This is a genomic window from Bacillus sp. LB7 (genome assembly GCF_030449715.1).
Lineage (GTDB): Bacteria > Bacillota > Bacilli > Bacillales > Bacillaceae > Bacillus > Bacillus paralicheniformis.
Window position 1 is genome coordinate 57,536 of the sequence record NZ_JASGCA010000001.1, and the last position, 21,976, is coordinate 79,511.

Sequence of the window (21,976 nt, forward strand, 5' to 3'; positions counted from 1 at the left end):
GATCATACATTTTTATAGAAGACAAGCAAAAAGAGGAGGGAGTGTTTTTGCATCACATCACAGAGATTCTCCCCGATACGATCAAACGCGCGCTCAGCGGTCTTGGCGACCATGAAATCAATCAGATAGAAGAAATTCGGATTCGGACAAGTCGTCCGCTCGAACTGGTGAACAAAGGAAAGCCGCGCTTTCTCCCTTATGCGGCGACACCTGAAGACTCGGCGCTTCTTTTAAACAGGCTGGGAAATTACAGCATGTATACACTGGAAGAGGAATTGAAAAAAGGATATGTCACGATCAGAGGCGGACACCGCGTGGGGCTTGCCGGCCGGGTTGTCGTCGAAAACGGAGCAGTCAAAGGAATCAGAGAAATATCATCATTTAATATCCGCATTGCCAAAGAAAAAATCGGCATTTCCGAACCGTATGTCCCTCATTTATTTCAAAACTCGTGGCTGAACACGCTGATCATCGGTCCGCCGCAAACCGGAAAAACAACACTGCTCAGAGATCTCGCCAGGCTGATCAGTTCAGGAAGCGGCAACGCGCCTGCCAAAAAAGTGGGAATCGTTGACGAAAGGTCTGAAATCGCAGGTTGTGTAAACGGCATCCCGCAATATCGACTCGGCGACAGGGCAGACATCCTTGACGCCTGTCCAAAAGCGGAAGGCCTGATGATGATGATCAGATCGATGAGTCCGGAGGTCATGATCGCCGATGAGATCGGAAGAATGGAAGATGCAGAAGCGCTCTTGGAAGCGGTCCATGCGGGGGTGTCTGTCATCGTTTCGGCTCACGGCTGCACATATGCCGATATGGCCAGGCGTCCATCATTGAAAATGCTTCAGGAGCACCGGGTATTTGAGAGAATCGTGGAACTTTCCAGAAAGAACGGTCCCGGCAGCCTGAGCCGCATCTTAAACGGGAACGGAGAGCCGCTCGGCGCGGCGAAGAGGATGTTATCATGCTGAAGCTTTTAGGTGCCGTGCTTATTTTGGCAGCAGCCACATGGACAGGTTTTGAAATGGCGAAGCCTTTCAGGGATAGACCGAAGCAAATCCGCCAGCTGCTGGCCGCTTTGCAGTCTTTAGAGGCTGAAATCATGTACGGGCACACACCGCTCCTTCAGGCATCAAAGCAGATCGCACACCAGGTTTCCGGACCGATAGCTTCTTTGTTTCAGACATTTGCAGAACAGCTGGAAAAAGGCAGCGCTTCAGCGGGGACGGCATGGGAAGACAGCTTGGAGAAAGTATGGCCCGAAACGGCTCTCAAAAAGAAAGAATACGAGATTTTACGGCAATTCGGCGAAACGCTTGGCCGTCATGATCTGATTTCTCAGCAAAAACATATCAAACTGGCGTTAACCCATTTAGAGACAGAGGAAGCTGAAGCAAATCTCGCCCAGGCGAAAAATGAAAAAATGGTGAAGAGCCTTGGATTCTTGTCGGGACTGCTGCTGATTCTTCTATTGATGTAATGAAGAGGGGAGCATACACGAAATGGGAGTAGACGTAAATATTATTTTTCAAATTGCCGGCGTCGGGATCGTCGTCGCTTTTCTTCACACCATACTGGATCAAATGGGGAAGAAGGAATATGCCCAATGGGTCACGCTTTTAGGATTCATTTATATATTGTTCATGGTGGCTACTGTTGTCGATGATCTGTTCCAAAAGATAAAAGCTGTCTTTCTATTTCAAGGATAGGGGGGCTCACTCATTGAAATCGTTCAAATCGTAGGATTGGGAATGATCGCCACCTTCCTCAGCTTGATTGTGAAAGAGCAAAAACCGACGTTTGCTTTTATGATTGTCGTTTTTGCCGGATGCACGATTTTTTTATTCTTAGTCGATCAAGTCTACGAAATCATTCGAATGATTGAAAAAATAGCTGCCAATGCCAACATCAACATGATGTATGTCGAAACGATTTTGAAAATTATCGGGATTGCTTATATAGCGGAGTTTGGCGCCCAGCTGACGAAGGATGCCGGACAGGGTGCGATTGCTTCAAAAATAGAACTGGCAGGCAAAATCCTCATCTTAGTCATGGCTGTGCCTATTTTAACCGTCATTATCGAAACGATCATCGGACTCATCCCTTCCATGTCTTAGTCAGAAAGGAGGATTTCCCTGAGTGAAGCGTTTTCTGTTCTGGCTCTTGATCATCGGAATCGTATGCTTTGGAGCGCGTGATGTACAAGCTTCGCCAAAAGAAGTGGAGCCGGCTGGGGAACCCGCCGCGGAAGAATCGGCTGAAGCGATGGCCAGAGAGCAGGCTGAAGGTTTGGAGCTCGACCGGGTCGGGGAGTTCTGGAACAACATTTTGACTGAGTATGGGGGACACCTTCCCGAAAGTCAAAAAGGAAGCCTGCTTGAATTTGTCAAAGGTGAAAAGCACTTTTCGCCTGAGGAATGGGGCAAAGCGCTGTTCTCTTACTTGTTTCATGAAGTGCTGGCTAACGGGAAACTGCTCGGGACGCTGATCCTGTTGACCATCTTCTGCGTGCTGCTTCAGCTTTTGCAAAACGCATTTCAGCAAAGCACCGTCAGCAAAGTGGCGTATGCAATTGTCTATATGGTGCTGATCATTCTTGCGCTCAACAGCTTTCGGGTTGCCGTCACATATGCGAATGAAGCGATCCAGACGATGACAAGCTTTATCCTGTCGCTCGTACCTCTGCTTCTAGCGCTGATGGCGACTTCGGGAGGAGCCGCCTCAGCCGCATTTTTTCATCCGGTCATTCTCTTTCTCATGAACACGAGCGGCTTGTTTATCCAATATATCGTGCTGCCGCTTTTGTTTTTATCAGCGATTTTAAGCATTGTCAGTACGATGACGGACCAGTATAAAGTCACACAGCTGGCCCAGCTCCTCAGAAATGCGGCGATCGGCACGCTGGCTGCATTTTTAACCGTGTTCCTCGGTGTCATCTCGGTTCAGGGCGCCTCAGCCGCAGTGACGGACGGCATTACTTTGCGGACGGCCAAATTCATCACCGGAAACTTCATCCCCGTATTGGGCCGCATGTTTACCGAAGCGACGGACACGGTGATCAGCGCGTCTCTCCTGCTGAAAAATACCGTCGGGATACTCGGCGTGGCGATCTTGATTTGCATCGCAGCCTTTCCCGCGATCAAAATCCTCTCCCTCGCGCTCATATATAAAATTGCCGCAGCCGTTCTCCAGCCTCTCGGAGGCGGTCCGGTGATCAGCTGCCTGGACGTCATCAGCAAAAGCGTCATCTATATTTTCGCGGCCATGGCCATCGTTTCGCTGATGTTTTTTTTAAGCTTAACCGTGATCATTACAGCGGGGAATCTGACGATGATGATGAAGTAGGGAGGGATGAGATGGAATTTCTGACAGAGTGGCTCACGAACATTATTCTATTTATTCTGATGGCGATCGTCATCGATATGCTTCTGCCGAATTCGAGCATGCAAAAATACGCGAAAATGGTGATCAGCCTGCTCTTGATCGTGGTGATACTGAATCCGATTTTCTCTTTATTCAGGACCGATCCGGATGTCATCTTTGAGAGGCTTACAAAAAACGGACAAGTTCAGTCAAACGAAATAAAAAATCAGCTGAATTCAGAAAAAAAAGAAATACAAGCCTCACAACAAGCATATATCTTAGAACAGATGGCTGTTCAATTGAAAAAGAGAGCAGAGGGAAGGTTTACAAGCGACAAATACAAGATTGACCGAGTCACGGTCTCTTCTGACAGCCAGCTGGAAACAGAGAAAGACCTCAGTAAGCATGCGGAAGTCTCGGTATTCATGGAACCGGCATCCGAAAAAACGGTCCAAGCCGTCGCTCCTGTCGAAATCAATACGGATCGCGGCTACCAGCCACTGCGAGAAAGAGAAAAGAAAGAGACGGGGGAAGTCAGAGAACAGCTTGCAGGCATATGGGAAATAAGCCCCGACAAGATTACAGTTCATATTGAAGGGGGAGAACGAAGCGGCAATGAATAAAAGAACCTGGATCGAAAAGCTGATCAGCCACCTGCTGCCAAAAGACGAGAAAAACGGGAAAAAGCTGACGAAATATCACTACTTTCTGCTGCTTTTTGTTCTCGGCGTTTCCTTCATGCTCGTCAGTCAAATCTTCTCTTCCGAACCTTCTCAAGAACGAGCGGCAGATCAGCCGGCGGCTTCACAAAAGGCTTCGTCTGAAAGCGCCGGACAGAGCGGTGAGGGTGAAAAAGAAGTGTTCAAACCCGCTTCAGATGACAAACCGAAGGACTCGATCCAAGATTACGAACAGGAATATGAGAATCAGCTCAAAGACATATTGGAAACGATCATCGGCGTTGAAGACGTATCAATCGTCGTCAATGTTGACGCAACCTCATTGAAAATATTCGAGAAAAATAAAAAAACCCAGGAGACTTCAACGAATGAGACAGATAAACAAGGAGGCAAGCGAACGGTGTCTGAAATGTCTTCCGACGAAGAAATTGTCATCATCAAAAACGGAGATAAAGAGACGCCTGTCGTCGTTCAGACGAAAAAGCCCGATATCAGGGGTGTTCTCGTTGTCGCTCAAGGAGTCGACAACGTTCAAATAAAAAAGACCATCATTGAAGCAGTGACAAGGGTTCTTGATGTTCCGAGCCACCGCGTCGCTGTTGCCCCTAAAAAAATGAAGGAGGATTCATAAATGATGCTGAAAAAACAAACGGTTTGGCTTTTAACCATGTTAAGTCTCGTCGTTGTGCTGAGTGTCTACTACATTATGTCGCCTGAAGGAGAAAATGTCGTCACGGTGGATGACAAAGAACAAGTCGCCGCTGAAAAAGAAAAACCGATGAAAGAAGAGCCTGCTAAGGATGGCAAAGAAGATACAGCGCCTGCTAAAGACAAAACTGAAGGGAAAGACGCAAAAGATAAAGAAACGTCTGCGAGTGAACAGAACGGAGAAGTCGTAACAAAAGAATCATCCGGTGATGAAGATTTATTCACGACATACCGCATGGAAATGGACGATCAGCGCAGCAGGGAGAGGGAGGAATTAACCGAAATCGTCAGAAGCGATAAAGCGACGGCAAAAGAAAAAAGCGAAGCTTACGACAAGATGACAGAGCTCAGCGAAGCTGAAGGAACGGAAAAGACGCTTGAAACCCTGATCAAAACAAAAGGCTATAAAGACGCCTTGGTCAATGCAGACGGCGATAAAGTCAATATTACGGTGAAGGCGAAGGAGCACTCGAAGGCCGCTGCCACCGATATCATCGACATCGTCGCAAAAGAAGTGAAAAACTTAAACGATGTGGCTGTGACGTTCGAGCCAGCAGATTAAACATGTCCCGCTTGCAAAAAGCGGGATTTTTTTATGTCTGAGGCCCCTGTTGATGCAGGGCGCTCATGATTGTAGTTGAATTCGGCATTCCTCTCCTGTAAGATGAATATAGTATGTACTTTTAGTACTAACTGATAAATGCGTAAAATCTTTTTCATTAGGAGTGCGATAGCATGTTAAACATTGATGAAATCAGACAGTTGATAAAATTAATTGATGAATCTTCGATAAATGAATTTACATACGAAAACGAAGGATCGAAGGTTGAACTGAAAAAACAAAGCGGAACCGTGCAAACCATCCAGCAAGTGGCCGCAGCGCCTGTTCAAACACCGGCTCCGGAAGCGCCGGCGAAGCAAGCGCCAGTTCAGGATGCGCCTGCAGCAGAAGAAGCCGCAAAAGATGGCGGAAACCTCCACAAAATCACCTCTCCGATGGTCGGAACGTTTTATGCGTCTTCTTCGCCTGAAGCCGACCCTTACGTAACAGTCGGTTCGAAGGTAACAGAATCCTCTGTCGTCTGCATTGTGGAAGCGATGAAGCTCTTTAATGAGATCGAAGCCGAAGTGAAAGGCGAGATCGTTGAAGTATTGGTTGAAAACGGCCAGCTGGTTGAATACGGACAACCTTTATTTTTAGTAAAAGCAGAGTAAGGAGCAATAAGATGATCAAAAAGCTATTAATTGCGAACAGGGGAGAAATTGCTGTCAGAATTATCAGAGCTTGTAAAGAACTGGGGATCGATACGGTAGCCGTCTTTTCCGAGGCCGACAGAGAGGCGCTCCATGTTCAGATGGCTGATGAAGCATTTTGCATCGGACCTAAGCTTTCAAAAGACAGCTACTTGAATATCACGAACATCGTCAGCGTCGCCAAAATGACCGGCGCTGATGCGATTCACCCGGGCTACGGCTTCCTGGCGGAAAACGCCGATTTTGCCGAGCTTTGCGAAGAGGTAAACGTAACCTTCGTCGGCCCGACAGCAGACGCGATCTCTAAGATGGGGACAAAGGATGTTGCCAGGGAAACGATGCAGCAGGCTGGCGTTCCGATCGTACCGGGTTCCAAAGGAATTATTGAAGATATTGAAGATGCGGTTTCATTGGCGCGCGATATAGGGTATCCTGTCATTATAAAGGCAACTGCCGGGGGCGGCGGAAAAGGAATCAGGGTCGCTCGTACGGAAGAAGAACTGATCAACGGCATTAAAATCACTCAGCAGGAAGCGGCCACCGCTTTTGGCAACCCGGGTGTGTACATTGAAAAGTACATTGAAGACTTCAGACACGTCGAGATCCAAGTGCTTGCGGACACACACGGAAATACGATTCACTTGGGTGAACGCGACTGCTCAATCCAAAGAAGGCTCCAAAAGCTGCTTGAAGAAACCCCTTCACCTGCTCTTGATGAAGGAATCAGGGAGCAAATGGGTCAGGCGGCCGTCAAAGCGGCAGAAGCCGTGAAGTACACGGGCGCGGGAACAGTTGAATTTATCTACGATTACCGCGAGCAGAAGTTCTACTTTATGGAAATGAACACGCGCATTCAGGTTGAGCATCCGGTGACAGAGATGGTGACGGGCGTTGATTTGATTAAAGAGCAGATCAGAGTGGCGTCAGGCGAAAAATTAACCCTCACCCAAGATGAAGTCACTTTTAACGGTTGGGCCATCGAATGCCGGATTAATGCGGAAAACCCTGAGAAAAACTTCATGCCTTCTCCGGGAAAAATCGAGATGTATCTGCCTCCGGGCGGGCTCGGCGTCAGAGTGGACTCTGCGGCTTATCCGGGATACTCGATTCCCCCTTATTACGACAGCATGATTGCAAAAGTCATCACATACGGGAAGACGAGGGAAGAAGCTGTATCAAGAATGAAAAGAGCGTTGAGCGAATTCGTCATCGAAGGCGTTCATACGACGATACCGTTCCATCTGAAACTGCTCGAGCACGAAACATTCGTAAGCGGAGAATTTAATACGAAGTTTTTAGAAATATATGATGTAATGGGGTCGTAATTTTAACGGAGGTGAACATATTGAAAGACGACAACAGCTTATTGGAAATGAGCCATGAAGACAATCATTTAGGAAAAGTGGAAATCGCTCCGGAAGTCATCGAAGTCATTGCCGGAATCGCAGCTTCCGAAGTTGAAGGCGTAGCTGAAATGCGCGGCAATTTTGCGACAGGTGTCGTGGAACGGTTTGGAAAAAAGAATCACGGCAAAGGCGTCAAAGTTGATTTGTCAGATGACGGAATTATCATTGATGTTTATTGCGTGATGATGTTTGGCGTTTCGATTCCTAAAGTTGCAAATGCCGTTCAGGATAATATCCGCCAGACGCTTCTCAATATGACAGCTCTTTCGATTAATGAAATCAATATTCACATCGTTGGCATTCAATTCGATTCAAAAACGCACGAGGTGGAAGTCGATCAAGAGATGTAGTGCGGTGAAGTGGAAGAACCAAGGGGAATGACGGCCCTTTGGTTTTTTCATGTTCCGTTTTAAAAAATGATGTTTCAAAGCATCTTTCCGCTGTTATCGACCAAAAATAAGAGGAACCGGAAAGTTTGCAAAGAAGTTCGAAAAACGAATGATAATAAATGATTGTTTCTTATCATTCGGTTATTGACGATAAAACCGCGATTTTTGCATGCGGAAAGACTAAAAATATGATATGATCTCTTTGTGGCTTAAACGGCAAGCAGCAAAGAGGGTTAAAGGAGAAAAAGAAAGAATGAAAAGAAGAACAGCAAGAGAAAAGGCTTTGCAGTCACTATTCCAGATTGATGTCAGTGATACAGATCCGAATGAAGCGATGCAGCACGCCTTGGACGGGCAGGAAAGCGACGCTTTTTTCGAGCAGCTTGTTTACGGGGTCTTAGAGAACAAAGAGAAAATCGATGAGATGATCAAACGGCATCTCGTCAATTGGAAGCTTGACAGGCTGGCGAATGTCGACCGCGCGATTTTGCGTTTGTCCGCCTACGAAATGATCTTTTTAGAAGACATACCTGTCAACGTCTCTATGAATGAAGCGATTGAACTGGCGAAGCAATTTGGAGATGACAAGTCGGCGAAGTTTGTAAACGGTGTTCTTTCTAACATTAAATCCGATCTTGAATAATCTAGGAGGAGAGCAAATGACAGCAACCATCATCGACGGGAAAGAAACAGCAAAGGAAAAGCGCGGGCAGCTGGCCAAGGAAGTTGAAGAGCTGAAAAAACAAGGAGTGACCCCGGGACTGGCCGTTATTTTAATTGGTGATGATCCGGCGTCTCTTTCATATGTACGGGGAAAGAAAAAAGCAGCTGAAGCCATGGGGATTCGTTTTCAGCTGGATCATTTCGATGCAAGCTTCTCCGAACAGGAGCTTCTTGAAGTGATTGACCAGTACAACCAAAATAACGACTTTCACGGAATTCTTGTCCAGCTGCCTCTTCCGGATCATATTTCCGAACAAGCGGTGATTGAAAGAATATCCCCTGACAAAGATGTTGACGGTTTTCATCCATTAAACGTAGGAAAGATGCTGCTTGGCGAAGATACATTTCTGCCTTGCACGCCTGCGGGCATCGTGGAGCTTTTAAAGAAAACCGAGATTGATCTGTCGGGAAAAGAGGTTGTTGTCGTCGGGCGAAGCAATATCGTCGGAAAGCCGGTAGGGCAGCTGCTCTTAAACGAAAACGCAACCGTTACGTACTGCCATTCAAGAACGGCCGACATTACGGCTCACACAAAAAAAGCCGACATTCTGATTGTCGCTGTCGGTAAGGCGAATTTCATCAAAGCGGATCAAATGAAAGAGGGAGCCGTTGTCATTGATGTCGGCGTTAACCGCCTTGACAACGGAAAGCTCGTCGGTGATGTCGATTTTGAAGAAGCGAAGGAAAAGGCTTCCTATATTACACCCGTACCGGGCGGTGTCGGTCCGATGACGATTACAATGCTGGCCCATAACACGGTTAAATCAGCGAAGCGTACAATTTAACTTTAATGTGCAGCCGTTCATCCGCCTGGTCTCGCGCCGGCGGATGAACGTGCTTGTGCCTTCTTAGAAAGGAGACTGTGCCATGAGTGAAATTTCATTTGTCACGGTCACGGCTTTGACAAAATATATTAAGCGCAAATTTGACGTGGACCCCCATCTTGAAGATATTTGGATCAAGGGCGAGCTGTCAAATGTTAAAATACATAGCAGAGGCCATATTTATTTTACACTGAAAGATGATAACGCCCGCATTCAATCCGTCATGTTCGCCAGACAAAACAGAAATCTCGCCTTTACCCCTGAAAACGGGATGAAAGTATTGGTGAGAGGCGGCATATCGGTATATGAACCGAGCGGCAACTATCAGCTCTATGCAAAAGAAATACAGCCTGACGGCATAGGTGCGCTTCATCTCGCGTATGAGGAACTTAAGAAAAAGCTATCGCAAGAAGGCTTGTTTGATGAAAAACATAAGAAACCCATCCCCGCGTTCCCATCCGTCGTCGGTGTTGTCACGTCTCCAACCGGAGCGGCTGTACGCGATGTGATCACCACCATTAAAAGAAGATACCCCCTTGTAAAAGTGATCGTCTTTCCAACGCTCGTTCAAGGAGTAAACGCGGGCGAGTCCATCGTCAGCAGCATTAAAGAGGCTAACCGCAGAGAGTTATGCGATGTATTAATCGTCGGACGCGGAGGAGGATCGATCGAAGAGCTGTGGGCATTTAATGAAGAGGCTGTCGCCAGGGCCATTTTTTCTTCCGGCATTCCGATCATTTCCGCCGTCGGGCATGAAACGGATTTTACAATCAGCGATTTTGTCGCGGATTTGCGCGCGGCGACCCCGACAGGAGCGGCCGAACTGGCCGTCCCTAATATGCTTGATTTGCGGGAGCGTCTGAAAACGCTCGAAGCGAGAATTGCAAAAGCGATGCAGCAGGATTTAAGAAAGCGGCAGGAGCGGGTGAAAACCCTTCAGTCCTCTTATGCCTTCCGCTACCCGAAACGGCTGTATGCCCAAAAGGAACAGGAATTCGACCTGATATTCGACCGTTTCCAAAAACAGCTGGCGATGACCGTTGAACGCAAAAAACAAAAACTGAACGAACAGACATACAAGCTGGAGATGCTTCATCCCGAGGAGCAGCTTAAACAAGCAAGAAAGAGGCATGAAGAGCAAACAGTCCGGCTGAAGCGGAATATGGATGTGCAGCTGAAGCAGATTCACTCGCAGTTTCAAACGGTTCTTGGTAAACTGAATGCATTAAGCCCTCTCCAAGTGATGGAAAGAGGGTACAGTTTGACATATAAAGAAAACGAATTGATTAAAAGTATTGAACAGGTTGATGAAAAAGACGAGATCCGCGTCACATTAAACGACGGGACATTGACCTGTGAGGTACTGCAAAAGAGAGGCGAAACAAATGGCTGAAGAAAACAAAACAAACCGGGAGAACCTGACATTTGAAGAGGCGATGAAAGGTCTGGAACAGATCGTATCAAAGCTTGAAGAAGGAGATGTGCCTTTGGAAAAGGCGATCGATTATTTCCAGGAAGGGATGGCGCTTTCGAAAATGTGCCACGAAAAACTGCAAAATGTCGAAAAGCAAATGGACTACATTTTGCGGGAAAATGGGGAATTAGCTCCTTTCAGTGTTCGGGAGGAGGAAAAAGGTGACCGGTAAACTTGACGGATTTTTAAATTCGAGAAAAACAGTAATCGAAGAACGCCTTCCGATGTATATTAAAGACCTGCGAGCACCGTCCATCCTCAAGGAATCGATGCTGTACTCATTGGAAGCCGGAGGGAAACGGCTGAGACCGATTTTGGTTCTTGCGCTTCTTCATGCGTACGGAAAAGACGAAGAAGCCGGAATTCCGGTCGGGTGCGCGGTTGAAATGATCCATACGTATTCATTAATCCATGACGATCTCCCTTGTATGGATGACGATGACCTCAGAAGGGGAAAGCCGACAAACCACAAAATTTACGGGGAGGCGACGGCCATTCTCGCCGGAGACGCCTTATTAACCGAAAGCTTCAAAATGATCACTTCCAATATGCCTTCTGATGTATCCGCTGAAAAACGCATCAGACTGGTGAATGAGCTGATATCGGCAGCGGGGGCTGAAGGCATGGTCGGCGGTCAGATTTTAGATATGGAAGCGGAATCAAAGTCTGTCTCTCTTGATGAACTGCAGCGGATTCACGAAGGAAAAACGGCTAAACTCCTCAGCTTCAGCGTCATCGCGGGGGCGATTCTAGCAGATGCATCTGAAAAGGAGATCGAAAAGCTCCGCGAATTTAGCCATCATATCGGCATCGGCTTCCAGATCAGAGATGACATTCTCGACCTTGAAGGCTCAGAGGATAAAATCGGCAAACGGATCGGATCTGACGAGACAAACGGAAAATCGACCTATCCGTCGCTCCTTTCGCTTGAGGGCGCCAGTCAAAAGCTTGATGAACATATTGAAAAAGCAAAACGGCTGATTTCAGAGCTTTCGCTTGAAAAAGAGCTTATGTACGAGTTCTGCGATATGATTGCCGCAAGGGATCATTGATTTACAGGGCTTCCATTTGAGCATCAAAGGCTTATTATGATAAAATGTAAAGAGTTGAACTCTAAAACGCCGCGCCGTTATCACGTTGTGTTAGCGGCTGTTTTTTCAAACGAAGCGTCCGCATATGCAAGTTTGCGCATGGGGATGAATTCGTCATATAATAATTCAAGCTGAAACTTAAAATGAAGCAAGGCGCATACTTGCAGAAATCATGCTGAAAGTGAGTTGATCCGATTGGATCTGTTATCGATAAAGGACCCTGCATTTTTGAAGAACCTTTCAAATCAAGAACTGGAAGATTTAAGCGCTGAAATTCGCCGTTTTTTAATTGAAACGCTTTCTGAATCCGGAGGGCACATTGGTCCGAATCTCGGCGTTGTTGAGCTTACCATTGCATTGCATAAAGAATTTAACAGCCCGAAAGATAAGTTTTTGTGGGATGTGGGGCATCAATCGTATGTCCATAAACTTTTGACCGGCCGCGGAAAGGACTTCGCCACGCTGCGTCAGCATAAAGGACTGTGCGGTTTTCCAAAGCGGAATGAAAGCGAACATGATGTCTGGGAAACGGGCCACAGTTCGACTTCTCTCTCCGGTGCGATGGGGATGGCGGCTGCGAGAGACTTGAAAGGGACAAACGAATATATCATCCCGATCATCGGAGATGGTGCACTGACCGGCGGCATGGCTCTTGAAGCGCTTAATCATATCGGCCATGAGCAAAAAGACATGATTGTCATTTTGAATGATAACGAAATGAGCATTGCTCCAAACGTCGGAGCGATTCATTCCATGCTCGGAAGGCTGCGCACAGCCGGAAAATACCAATGGGTCAAAGATGAGCTTGAGTATTTGTTCAAGCGGATTCCTGCTGTTGGCGGGAAGCTTGCCGCTACAGCCGAGCGGATCAAAGACAGCCTTAAATACCTGCTGGTATCCGGGATGTTCTTTGAAGAGCTCGGATTTACGTATTTAGGGCCTGTAGACGGTCATTCCTATGATGAACTCTTTGAAAATTTGCAGTATGCGAAAAAGACGAAAGGCCCGGTACTCCTCCACGTGATTACGAAAAAAGGAAAAGGCTATAAGCCTGCGGAAACCGATAAAACCGGCACATGGCACGGAACCGGCCCATATAAAATCGATACCGGTGATTTTGTTAAGCCGAAAGCCGCTGCGCCATCATGGAGCGCGCTCGTAAGCGAAACGGTCAGGAAGCTTGCCCGCGAGGATGAACGGATTGTGGCTATTACTCCGGCCATGCCTGTCGGTTCAAAACTTGAAGGGTTTGCGAGCGAGTTTCCGGAGCGCATGTTTGATGTCGGCATTGCGGAACAGCATGCGGCAACGATGGCGGCTGGTCTCGCGACTCAGGATATGAAGCCGTTTCTGGCGATTTATTCGACATTTCTTCAGCGCGCTTATGACCAGGTTGTCCATGATATTTGCCGGCAAAATTTAAATGTATTTATCGGCATTGACAGGGCGGGCCTTGTCGGCGCTGACGGGGAAACACACCAGGGCGTGTTTGACATTGCTTTTTTACGGCATATTCCGAATTTGGTTCTCATGATGCCGAAAGACGAAAACGAAGGCCAGCACATGGTCAACACGGCTGTCAAATACGACGACGGCCCGATTGCCATGCGCTTTCCGCGCGGAAACGGACTCGGCGTCAAAATGGATAAAGAATTGAAAACGATCCCGATCGGAACGTGGGAAGTGCTGAAACCAGGGACAGACGCGGTCATTTTAACATTCGGCACCACCATTCCGATGGCGCTTGCTGCCGCGGAGGAGCTGCAGAAAGAAGGGCGTTCGGTCAGAGTGGTTAACGCCCGTTTTATCAAGCCGCTTGACGAAAACATGCTGATGGAAATCCTGAACGAAGGGCTTCCGATTTTAACGATCGAAGAGGCTGTGCTTCAAGGCGGATTCGGCAGCTCGATCCTTGAGTATGCCCATGAACATCAGTCTTACAGCCCGATCATTGACAGAATGGGGATACCTGATCAATTTATTGAACATGGCAGCGTCGCCAAGCTTCTGGAAGAGATCGGAATGACAAAAGAAGACGTCATCAGACGAATAAGACTCTTGACGCCCGTAAAGACTCATAAAGGAATTGGATCATGACAGGAAAAAAAGAACGGCTCGACGTTTTATTAGTAGAAAGAGGGTTAATGGAAACGCGGGAAAAAGCGAAAAGAGCCATCATGGCCGGCATCGTCTATACGAATGAAAACAGACTGGACAAGCCGGGCGAAAAGGTCGACCGCACGATTCCGCTGACCGTTAAAGGAAACCCGTTAAAATACGTCTCAAGAGGCGGATTAAAACTTGAAAAAGCATTAAAAGAGTTTCAGCTTTCCGTTCAAGGCAAGCTGATGATTGACATCGGCTCTTCCACCGGCGGCTTCACAGACTGCGCGCTGCAAAACGGCGCTCTCCGCTCATACGCCGTTGATGTCGGGTATAATCAGCTCGCCTGGAAGCTGAGGCAGGATGAGCGGGTTGTGGTGATGGAACGCACCAATTTCCGGTATTGCACACCAGCCGATTTTACGGAAGGACTGCCGGAATTCGCGACGATCGATGTCTCTTTTATCTCGCTGAAAATCATCCTGCCTGTGCTGAAAAACATTTTAGTGCCGGGAAGCGACTGTATCGCTCTCGTCAAACCGCAGTTTGAAGCAGGGCGGGAATCCGTCGGGAAAAAAGGGATCGTCCGCGATCCCCTCGTCCATCAAGCTGTGCTTGATGACATCAGCCGGTTTGCAGCTCGGGAAGGATACGACTGCCGAAACGCCTCGTTTTCGCCGATTACCGGCGGCGACGGCAACATCGAATTCCTTCTCCATTTGCATTGGGACGGAGAGGCGCAGCCCGGCACGCCGATAGCAGAAGAAACGATCAATCAAATTGTCGAAGAGGCTCACAAGACATTAAAAGCGAAAAAAACGGATCAGCGTGATTAAAAACCCTTGAGAGCCGTACGGCGAATGCGAGGGTGGCCGGCACGCAAAAAGGAATAATAGCGGGCTATTATTCCTTTTTTACTGCAAACATGTACTTTTCCGACAAAATCATTTAACATAAATGTATAAACATACACAATTTGTGTATAAAACGAGGTGTGAAATGAACAAAGGTCAAAGGCATATTAAAATCAGGGAGATTATCACCGCCAATGAAATTGAAACGCAGGATGAGCTTGTCGATATTTTAAAGAAAGACGGTTATAATGTGACGCAGGCCACCGTCTCGCGGGACATTAAAGAGCTTCATTTGGTCAAGGTGCCGACAAACAACGGTTCCTACAAATACAGTCTGCCTGCTGATCAGCGCTTTAATCCTCTTTCCAAACTAAAAAGATCATTGATGGACGCATTTGTCAAAATCGACTCAGCCAGCCATCTGATCGTTTTAAAAACAATGCCCGGCAACGCGCAGGCGATCGGGGCGCTGATGGACAATTTGGATTGGGAAGAAATCATGGGAACGATCTGCGGAGATGATACCATTTTGATCATCTGCCGGACGCATGATGAAACCAAAATCGTACAGAAGAAAATATTGGAGCTTTTATAAACGAAGGCCTGAAAAGAGGTGTCATGAAAGCTTGTTAGCTGAATTATCGATCAAAAACTTTGCCATTATCGAAGAATTAACCGTTTCTTTTGAAAAAGGGATGACGGTTCTGACCGGTGAAACCGGGGCCGGAAAATCGATCATCATCGACGCCGTCTCTTTGCTTGTCGGAGGCCGCGGCTCGTCCGAATATGTCAGATATGGCGAGAAAAGAGCCGAATTGGAAGGGCTATTCATCCTTGACAGCGGCCATCCGGTTTTTGATTTGTGCACAGAACTGGGGATTGAAGCCTCGGATGACATGATCGTCATGAGGAGAGATATTAACGCAAACGGCAAGAGCATCTGCCGCGTCAATGGAAAACTTGTCACCATTGCCGCTTTGCGGGAAGTCGGCAGACTGCTGCTTGACATTCACGGGCAGCACGACAATCAGCTGCTGATGGAGGACGAGCACCATCTTCAGCTTCTTGACAGGTTTGCGGGAGAAGAAATCGAGCATGCTTTAAAAGCGTATCAGGAAGTTTACAGCCGCTACATGGACGTCATGAAAAAGGTGAAAGAGCTTTCTGAAAGCGAGCAGGAAATGGCTCACAGACTCGATTTAATACAGTTCCAGCTTGATGAAATCGAATCTGCAAACCTTGAGCCGAAAGAGGACGAACTTCTTCAGGAAGAGCGCCGTCAAATCGCTAATTTCGAAAAAATATACGAAGCTCTGCAAAATGCCTATAATGCGCTTCGCAACGAGCAGGCAGGGCTTGACTGGGTCGGCATGGCTTCAAGCGAGCTTGAAAACGTCTCAGGCATCAATGAAAGGCTCAATAAAGTATCTGAATCGGTGGCCAACGCTTACTACATTCTCGAAGATTCAACTTTTCAAATCAGAAATATGCTGGATGAACTCGAATACGACCCCGAGCGCCTCGATTATATCGAATTGCGATTAAACGAAATCAAACAGCTGAAACGCAAATACGGCGCTACTGTCGAAGATATCCAAGCTTATTCGGCTAAGATAGAGGAAGAGATCGACCGGATCGAAAACCGGGACAGCCACTTGCAGGCTTTAAAATCCCGACTCGAATCAATCGGCAAGGATGTGGCGATTGAAGCCGCCAATGTGTCCGAAATCAGAAAAAAATGGGCAAAAAAACTGGCCAAACAGATTCAGCAGGAACTGAAAGATCTGTATATGGAAAAATCGACATTCGATACGGAATTCCAGGTGAAAAAAGCGGAACGGGATGATGATGCACCCGTCGTCAACGGTATGCCGGTTCAGCTCACAAAGCACGGCATTGACACCGTCCATTTCCTAATCTCAACAAACACGGGAGAACCGCTCAAATCTTTGTCAAAGGTTGCATCTGGAGGAGAGCTGTCAAGAATCATGCTGGCGATGAAAAGCATTTTCTCTGCTCAGCAGGATGTCACCTCGATCATTTTCGATGAAGTGGATACGGGTGTAAGCGGCAGGGTCGCGCAGGCGATTGCCGAAAAAATACACCGCGTCTCGATTGGCTCTCAAGTTTTATGCATTACCCACTTGCCGCAGGTGGCCGCGATGGCTGACACCCACCTTTTGATTACGAAACAGTCGAAAGACGGGAGAACGACGACAAGCGTCACACCGTTGTCAAAACAGGAAAAAATAGCGGAAATCGGCCGGATGATCGCCGGAGTTGAAGTAACGGATCTGACGAAGCGCCATGCGAAAGAACTTTTGAACCAAGCTAAGCTTGTTAAAACTACCGGATAAGCTGTTCATCTTGAACAGCTTATTTTTTGTCGGCATTTTCTTATACAAACTCATTCTTATCATTTTATCCAATGATTTTCTTCCGTCCGCAGTTATAAATCGCTGTCCGAAAGGCAAAAGTAATGAATGTAGCGAAAGAAATTTTATATGGTGTGGGTTAGGTGCGAGGAGAGTGAAAAGGTGGATGTTGAAAAAATCAGAAAAGTTGTGGGTATGATTCTCCTTGTTTCTTTAATAAGTGTAGGATTTTACAAACCGGTGAAAGAATACATTGTAATCCCAAAAAACTTGAACATTTTTGAGACGGGTACCCGTGCGGTTGAAACGAGTTTATCCGTCAGTGCTCCGAAAGATGGATCATCGGAAGCATTCACACTGAAAGAACATCAAAGCGAAGTGGAAATAAAAGGTGAAAAGAATGGAAAGGCAGAACTCGTCTATGATTTTGCCGGATTCCCAGTTAAAAAAACGAAAGTAAATGTCCTGCCTGATTTGAAAGTGGTCCCCGGCGGGCAGTCAATTGGTGTAAAGCTTCACTCCGTTGGCGTATTGGTCGTAGGTTTTCATCAAATCAATACCTCTGAAGGCAAAAAATCGCCCGGTGAAGCAGCCGGAATCGCGGTAGGCGACATTATCACCGAAATCAACGGCACGAAAATTGAAAAAATGAATGACATTACCCCTTTTATTCAAAAGGCCGGGAAAACAGGAGAAACCTTACATCTGTCGATTAAAAGAGATAAACAAGAAATCAAAACGAAGCTCATTCCGAAAAAAGACCAGGCTGAAGATAAATACAGAATCGGCTTATATATCAGGGACTCTGCCGCAGGAATCGGCACAATGACTTTTTTCGAGCCGAAATCGAAAAAATACGGAGCGCTTGGTCACGTCATTTCAGACATGGATACGAAAAAACCGATCGTTGTTGAAAAAGGGCAAATCGTGAAATCGACCGTCACCTCTATTGAAAAAGGAACAGGCGGAAATCCCGGAGAGAAACTGGCCCGTTTCGCATCAGAACGAAAAGTGATCGGTGATATCAACAGAAACAGTCCATTCGGGATCTTCGGGACGCTTCACGAGTCAATCAAAAACCGCATCGCTGACAAAGCCATTCCGATTGCATTTTCAGATGAAGTAAAAGAAGGCCCTGCCCAAATTTTAACGGTTATCGAAAACGACAAAGTCGAGAAATTCGATATTCAGGTCGTCAGTACGACACCTCAGAAGTTTCCGGCCACAAAAGGCATGGTGCTGAAAATCACCGACCCGAGGCTGTTGAGCAAAACAGGAGGCATCGTTCAAGGGATGAGCGGAAGCCCGATCATCCAAAACGGAAAGATCATTGGCGCCGTAACTCACGTTTTCGTCAATGATCCGACGAGCGGATACGGCGTGCATATTGAATGGATGCTGTCTGAAGCGGGAATCGATATTTATAAAAAAGAAAAAGCAAGCTGACTGCCGGATTCCTCCGGCAGTTTTTGATTTCGTCTTTTTTTCTTGCGCGTTGTGCGTTAAAATGAAAGAAGAAAAGATTTTCCGACAAATTCACGTTCCCCGGTTTGTCAAGTCGCATTTCGAGTCGAAAAATCGAGAAAATCAGAAAAAAACGGAGAAAAAGCGAGATATACCACTATTATTGGAAAAACCATTTTTTAAAAAAGGGAATAAAGTGGTGCTGTCGAATTAAACATATTAGAAAAAGAATGATGAAATTTATCAACATACACATTGGGGAGGAAGAAACGTGGAGAAAATTAAAGTATGTGTTGCTGATGATAACAGGGAGCTTGTCGGCCTATTAAGCGAATATATCGAGGGGCAAAGCGACATGGAAGTGCTTGGTGTCGCATACAACGGACAGGAATGCCTTTCGTTGTTTAAAGACAAGGAGCCCGATGTGCTTGTGCTGGATATTATCATGCCTCATCTCGACGGATTGGCCGTTCTTGAAAGGCTGAGGGAATCGCAGCTTAAAAAGCAGCCGAATGTCATCATGCTGACAGCGTTCGGCCAGGAAGACGTGACGAAAAAAGCTGTAGATTTGGGAGCGTCGTATTTTATTTTGAAGCCTTTTGACATGGAGAACTTAGTCGGCCATATCCGCCAGGTCAGCGGAAACGGGTCTCAATTGACACACCGCGCCCCGTCTTCTCAAAGCAGTGTGCTTCGGCCGCAGCCGGAATCGCCGAAGAAAAACCTGGACGCCAGCATCACGACCATCATCCACGAGATCGGTGTGCCCGCTCATATAAAAGGCTATTTATACTTAAGGGAAGCCATCTCCATGGTGTATAACGACATTGAACTGCTCGGAAGCATTACAAAAGTGCTTTATCCGGATATCGCCAAAAAATTCAACACGACGGCAAGCCGCGTCGAACGGGCAATTCGCCACGCCATCGAAGTCGCATGGAGCAGAGGCAACATCGACTCGATTTCGTCACTTTTCGGCTACACAGTCAGCATGTCAAAAGCAAAGCCGACCAATAGTGAGTTCATCGCGATGGTCGCAGACAAGCTGAGACTGGAGCATAAGGCTTCTTAAACGTTGACATGGCGCAGTTTTGACGAATATTTAACCGTTGAATTGTCGACCTGTTTCTAACGAATAGCTTATCGTCATTCCGATGAATTTTTCGCCCTTATTGCGATGAATTGTGCTGCGATCCGAAGGGGTTCATACAGTATTTGAAGGTCTCGTTTTTATAAACGAGGCCGTTTTTTTGCTCTTAAATGTACTGTTTGTGTTTCAGCACGGTGTGTATTGTGTAAAATCAGCCTAACAGCTTATCAAAAAATGCCGAAATATTGTAATTTGTGCACTTTTTAGACATGCCTGCATGTTATAAGATGAAATTGAAATGAAATAAATGGAAAAGAAGTTGTTTTAAAATGAAAGTCAATAAATTATTAACTGGTGCGACTCTGGGTGTTGGTTTACTTATTTCAGCAGCGCCGGTATTTGCTGCATCGCATTCATCTGAGGTGATTGCACATCCGACTGCTCAATACATCAATTGTCCAAGTGACAAGCTCATTCAAAAGCAACAAATCATCAAAATGTGTAAAATCTTCTTCTGGAGTTTTCAGTAACAAATTTTCTGATCGCGATGGAACACGTTATTTCAAAGGGAAATTTTACAGTAATGTTTTTAACGCTTGGGTTGGTTTTTACGAAGAATGAACTAAAGGGGCTCCCCCTTTTTTGTTTTCTTTTTAGTAATTTCATGTAGGAAATAGATGACGGAGAATGTAAAACCCTTCGAAAAGCCAATCTCGACTTAAAAGTATGAAATAAGCAGGTGGTATGATGATCTTTACGAAAACAGATCTTCGCTATTATCTCGAACAAGACAAGAAAGCGTTAGGAATCTCAAGTCGGAAAAGGCCTAAATGGTTTGGCGATGATATTTGGAAGTATCAGATAGCCTTGCGCAAACATGAATATTACTCAAATGCCAACTCCAAAGTGTTCAAGCATGTTTACCGGTATCTGCATAAAAAGAGAGGATTGAAGCTCGGATTTGACATCCCGGTGAATGTTTTCGGTCCTGGGTTGAGGATCAACCATTACGGATTGCTCATCGTAAACAGCAATGCAAAAATAGGTGCAAACTGTGACATTCATCAAGGGGTTAACATCGGGCAAAATCACGCTCACCACGATGTTCCAACAATCGGAGACAATGTCTGGATCGGTCCGGGAGCAAAGCTCTTTGGCAGCATTCACATTGCCGACGGCATTTCGATTGGCGCAAACGCCGTAGTCAACAAATCTTTCACTGAGGAAAACATTACAATAGCCGGTGTCCCTGCCAAAAAGATTAAAGAGGCGCCGTCAACAAGGGACTGGAAGCAGGCTGTGCAGCAGCAAATATAAACATGAGAACTGCGAAAGGAGCAGCGCTACTAAATCATCCGCTATGAAGGACTATAAAGCAGCCGGGCTTTAAAAAATGTTTGAAATAAAAGAATTTTTGTACTTGCATTCCTGCAAGTTCTGACAAAAACTACATAGCACGCAGTCAGCTTTCGGTGTATCCGTCTATTTTTTTCAAAGTTTGTCTCACGCCCGGTGCGTTGGCGGCATAGACTGAATCATATAAAGCGAAAGCCGCATGAAACGTCTTTTTTCTTATGAAAAAAGACGTTTTTTTATACAAAAAAATAAAAATGATGAAATAGATCTGATTTCTTCCAGATGACAACCATTTTCCGCCTTGAGTAGACCGTTTTTCACAGGCGTTTTTGAGCGGGTGGCTTCTAACAATTCGGAAATCGTTGGGGCGTTGGACGGGTAAATTGGGAGAATATCTGCTGCAGCGGCCTGCTTTACAGCCGCCGGGTATTAAAGATAAGGTACGGGGTGTAAAAAATTCAGCGGGCGAGGTGGTCGACATGAAAAAAGGAGTCATCCTTGTTTTGTTCGCTATGCTGCTATTGGCAGGCTGCGGCACAACGCAACATGATGGGCAAAACGGCGATGAGAGCCGACAAGGAACAGGCGGGGAAACGTTTGTGAAAGAAGGCACCTTTGTCGGTTTGGCGGATCAGCATACCGTCGCCGTCAATATTGACGGCAAAGAAACGACGTTTCAGGTCCCTCCCGAAAAACGGGACAAATATAAAGGGATCAAGGATGGAACAAAGGTAAAAGTGGAGTACACGAAAGCAGAGGACGGAACATTACAGCTTGAAGAAATGAAAAAGAAAGAATGACCGTTTGCAAAAAGGGATTGTA

General features: G+C 46.4%; 26 protein-coding genes. All 26 read left to right on the top strand.

All coding sequences use genetic code 11. From position 1 onward, the window contains the following. Nucleotides 1-47 precede the first annotated feature (47 nt). The 26 genes from spoIIIAA to QMZ64_RS00480 all read left to right on the top strand — a co-directional run bounded on the left by spoIIIAA (nt 48) and on the right by QMZ64_RS00480 (nt 21,954). Complete coding sequence (spoIIIAA, locus tag QMZ64_RS00355; RefSeq protein WP_301441070.1) at nt 48-971, top strand: stage III sporulation protein AA; 924 nt, start codon at nt 48-50, stop codon at nt 969-971. Then, nucleotides 965-1,480, top strand: a complete 516-nt coding sequence (spoIIIAB, locus tag QMZ64_RS00360; protein ID WP_075752397.1) for a stage III sporulation protein SpoIIIAB — start codon at nt 965-967, stop codon at nt 1,478-1,480. Before spoIIIAA ends, spoIIIAB begins: the two co-directional genes overlap by 7 nt. Before the next feature lie 22 nt (nt 1,481-1,502). After that, entirely contained in the window at nt 1,503-1,709 is a 207-nt protein-coding gene (gene spoIIIAC, locus QMZ64_RS00365; RefSeq protein WP_003183409.1) for a stage III sporulation protein AC, read from the top strand. Between the two features lie 12 nt (nt 1,710-1,721). Then, nucleotides 1,722-2,117 carry a stage III sporulation protein AD gene (spoIIIAD, locus tag QMZ64_RS00370; RefSeq protein WP_256164082.1) on the top strand — a complete coding sequence of 132 codons (396 nt, stop codon included), beginning with the start codon at nt 1,722-1,724 and terminating at the stop codon, nt 2,115-2,117. Nucleotides 2,118-2,139: 22 nt separating this feature from the next. After that, nucleotides 2,140-3,345: a stage III sporulation protein AE gene (spoIIIAE, locus tag QMZ64_RS00375; RefSeq protein WP_301441071.1), complete on the top strand. Its 1,206-nt coding sequence runs from the start codon at nt 2,140-2,142 to the stop codon at nt 3,343-3,345. 11 nt (nt 3,346-3,356) lie between these two features. Beyond that, nucleotides 3,357-3,986 carry a stage III sporulation protein AF gene (gene spoIIIAF, locus QMZ64_RS00380; RefSeq protein ID WP_301441072.1) on the top strand — a complete coding sequence of 210 codons (630 nt, stop codon included), beginning with the start codon at nt 3,357-3,359 and terminating at the stop codon, nt 3,984-3,986. After that, nucleotides 3,979-4,674, top strand: a complete 696-nt coding sequence (spoIIIAG, locus tag QMZ64_RS00385; RefSeq protein ID WP_301441073.1) for a stage III sporulation protein AG — start codon at nt 3,979-3,981, stop codon at nt 4,672-4,674. Before spoIIIAF ends, spoIIIAG begins: the two co-directional genes overlap by 8 nt. Further along, entirely contained in the window at nt 4,675-5,313 is a 639-nt protein-coding gene (locus QMZ64_RS00390) for a SpoIIIAH-like family protein (protein ID WP_075752403.1), read from the top strand. A gap of 173 nt (nt 5,314-5,486) precedes the next feature. Then, nucleotides 5,487-5,966, top strand: coding sequence for an acetyl-CoA carboxylase biotin carboxyl carrier protein (gene accB / locus QMZ64_RS00395; protein ID WP_075752405.1), 480 nt, complete (start codon nt 5,487-5,489; stop codon nt 5,964-5,966). Nucleotides 5,967-5,977: 11 nt separating this feature from the next. Further along, nucleotides 5,978-7,330: an acetyl-CoA carboxylase biotin carboxylase subunit gene (gene accC, locus QMZ64_RS00400; protein WP_079289194.1), complete on the top strand. Its 1,353-nt coding sequence runs from the start codon at nt 5,978-5,980 to the stop codon at nt 7,328-7,330. Nucleotides 7,331-7,377: 47 nt separating this feature from the next. Beyond that, complete coding sequence (locus QMZ64_RS00405; protein ID WP_031304734.1) at nt 7,378-7,761, top strand: Asp23/Gls24 family envelope stress response protein; 384 nt, start codon at nt 7,378-7,380, stop codon at nt 7,759-7,761. A 292-nt stretch (nt 7,762-8,053) separates the two neighbouring features. After that, entirely contained in the window at nt 8,054-8,443 is a 390-nt protein-coding gene (nusB, locus tag QMZ64_RS00410; RefSeq protein ID WP_165427536.1) for a transcription antitermination factor NusB, read from the top strand. Between the two features lie 16 nt (nt 8,444-8,459). Then, nucleotides 8,460-9,308, top strand: coding sequence for a bifunctional methylenetetrahydrofolate dehydrogenase/methenyltetrahydrofolate cyclohydrolase FolD (gene folD / locus QMZ64_RS00415; protein WP_020452135.1), 849 nt, complete (start codon nt 8,460-8,462; stop codon nt 9,306-9,308). Nucleotides 9,309-9,390: 82 nt separating this feature from the next. Further along, nucleotides 9,391-10,740, top strand: coding sequence for an exodeoxyribonuclease VII large subunit (gene xseA / locus QMZ64_RS00420; protein WP_243943183.1), 1,350 nt, complete (start codon nt 9,391-9,393; stop codon nt 10,738-10,740). After that, complete coding sequence (locus QMZ64_RS00425) at nt 10,733-10,993, top strand: exodeoxyribonuclease VII small subunit (protein ID WP_043927838.1); 261 nt, start codon at nt 10,733-10,735, stop codon at nt 10,991-10,993. Before xseA ends, QMZ64_RS00425 begins: the two co-directional genes overlap by 8 nt. Further along, nucleotides 10,983-11,873, top strand: a complete 891-nt coding sequence (locus QMZ64_RS00430; protein WP_301441074.1) for a polyprenyl synthetase family protein — start codon at nt 10,983-10,985, stop codon at nt 11,871-11,873. The genes QMZ64_RS00425 and QMZ64_RS00430 overlap by 11 nt, the downstream gene beginning before the upstream one ends. A gap of 234 nt (nt 11,874-12,107) precedes the next feature. Next, on the top strand, nt 12,108-14,009 hold the full coding sequence (dxs, locus tag QMZ64_RS00435; RefSeq protein ID WP_301441075.1) for a 1-deoxy-D-xylulose-5-phosphate synthase: 1,902 nt from the start codon (nt 12,108-12,110) through the stop codon (nt 14,007-14,009). Then, a complete protein-coding gene (locus QMZ64_RS00440; protein ID WP_165427533.1) occupies nt 14,006-14,851 on the top strand; it encodes a TlyA family RNA methyltransferase in 846 nt (281 codons plus the stop codon). Before dxs ends, QMZ64_RS00440 begins: the two co-directional genes overlap by 4 nt. Nucleotides 14,852-15,014: 163 nt before the next feature. Then, a complete protein-coding gene (ahrC, locus tag QMZ64_RS00445; protein ID WP_243943192.1) occupies nt 15,015-15,464 on the top strand; it encodes a transcriptional regulator AhrC/ArgR in 450 nt (149 codons plus the stop codon). A gap of 31 nt (nt 15,465-15,495) precedes the next feature. After that, entirely contained in the window at nt 15,496-17,226 is a 1,731-nt protein-coding gene (gene recN, locus QMZ64_RS00450) for a DNA repair protein RecN (protein ID WP_301441076.1), read from the top strand. A 147-nt stretch (nt 17,227-17,373) separates the two neighbouring features. Then, complete coding sequence (gene spoIVB / locus QMZ64_RS00455) at nt 17,374-18,690, top strand: SpoIVB peptidase (protein ID WP_301441077.1); 1,317 nt, start codon at nt 17,374-17,376, stop codon at nt 18,688-18,690. Between the two features lie 289 nt (nt 18,691-18,979). After that, nucleotides 18,980-19,780, top strand: coding sequence for a sporulation transcription factor Spo0A (spo0A, locus tag QMZ64_RS00460; RefSeq protein WP_003183361.1), 801 nt, complete (start codon nt 18,980-18,982; stop codon nt 19,778-19,780). 347 nt (nt 19,781-20,127) lie between these two features. Then, nucleotides 20,128-20,328, top strand: a complete 201-nt coding sequence (locus QMZ64_RS00465) for a hypothetical protein (RefSeq protein WP_265627931.1) — start codon at nt 20,128-20,130, stop codon at nt 20,326-20,328. Then, nucleotides 20,261-20,419 (top strand): LCI fold-containing protein, encoded by a 159-nt coding sequence (locus tag QMZ64_RS00470; protein ID WP_301441118.1) that lies wholly within the window; start codon nt 20,261-20,263, stop codon nt 20,417-20,419. The genes QMZ64_RS00465 and QMZ64_RS00470 overlap by 68 nt, the downstream gene beginning before the upstream one ends. Nucleotides 20,420-20,545: 126 nt before the next feature. Continuing rightward, nucleotides 20,546-21,115 carry a serine O-acetyltransferase gene (locus tag QMZ64_RS00475; RefSeq protein ID WP_265626375.1) on the top strand — a complete coding sequence of 190 codons (570 nt, stop codon included), beginning with the start codon at nt 20,546-20,548 and terminating at the stop codon, nt 21,113-21,115. Nucleotides 21,116-21,633: 518 nt separating this feature from the next. After that, nucleotides 21,634-21,954, top strand: a complete 321-nt coding sequence (locus QMZ64_RS00480) for a hypothetical protein (RefSeq protein ID WP_265626377.1) — start codon at nt 21,634-21,636, stop codon at nt 21,952-21,954. Nucleotides 21,955-21,976 lie beyond the last annotated feature (22 nt).

Coding starts and splice junctions, on each gene's coding strand:
- QMZ64_RS00425 (WP_043927838.1), top strand. CDS start 10,733: ATGGCTGAAGAAAACAAAACAAACCGGGAGAACCTGACATTTGAAGAG.
- spoIIIAG (WP_301441073.1), top strand. CDS start 3,979: ATGAATAAAAGAACCTGGATCGAAAAGCTGATCAGCCACCTGCTGCCA.
- spoIIIAC (WP_003183409.1), top strand. CDS start 1,503: ATGGGAGTAGACGTAAATATTATTTTTCAAATTGCCGGCGTCGGGATC.
- QMZ64_RS00440 (WP_165427533.1), top strand. CDS start 14,006: ATGACAGGAAAAAAAGAACGGCTCGACGTTTTATTAGTAGAAAGAGGG.
- QMZ64_RS00390 (WP_075752403.1), top strand. CDS start 4,675: ATGATGCTGAAAAAACAAACGGTTTGGCTTTTAACCATGTTAAGTCTC.
- QMZ64_RS00405 (WP_031304734.1), top strand. CDS start 7,378: ATGAGCCATGAAGACAATCATTTAGGAAAAGTGGAAATCGCTCCGGAA.
- ahrC (WP_243943192.1), top strand. CDS start 15,015: ATGAACAAAGGTCAAAGGCATATTAAAATCAGGGAGATTATCACCGCC.
- nusB (WP_165427536.1), top strand. CDS start 8,054: ATGAAAAGAAGAACAGCAAGAGAAAAGGCTTTGCAGTCACTATTCCAG.
- spoIIIAF (WP_301441072.1), top strand. CDS start 3,357: ATGGAATTTCTGACAGAGTGGCTCACGAACATTATTCTATTTATTCTG.
- xseA (WP_243943183.1), top strand. CDS start 9,391: ATGAGTGAAATTTCATTTGTCACGGTCACGGCTTTGACAAAATATATT.
- accB (WP_075752405.1), top strand. CDS start 5,487: ATGTTAAACATTGATGAAATCAGACAGTTGATAAAATTAATTGATGAA.
- folD (WP_020452135.1), top strand. CDS start 8,460: ATGACAGCAACCATCATCGACGGGAAAGAAACAGCAAAGGAAAAGCGC.
- spoIIIAB (WP_075752397.1), top strand. CDS start 965: ATGCTGAAGCTTTTAGGTGCCGTGCTTATTTTGGCAGCAGCCACATGG.
- QMZ64_RS00475 (WP_265626375.1), top strand. CDS start 20,546: ATGATCTTTACGAAAACAGATCTTCGCTATTATCTCGAACAAGACAAG.
- accC (WP_079289194.1), top strand. CDS start 5,978: ATGATCAAAAAGCTATTAATTGCGAACAGGGGAGAAATTGCTGTCAGA.
- spoIVB (WP_301441077.1), top strand. CDS start 17,374: ATGGTGTGGGTTAGGTGCGAGGAGAGTGAAAAGGTGGATGTTGAAAAA.
- QMZ64_RS00480 (WP_265626377.1), top strand. CDS start 21,634: ATGAAAAAAGGAGTCATCCTTGTTTTGTTCGCTATGCTGCTATTGGCA.
- QMZ64_RS00465 (WP_265627931.1), top strand. CDS start 20,128: ATGAAAGTCAATAAATTATTAACTGGTGCGACTCTGGGTGTTGGTTTA.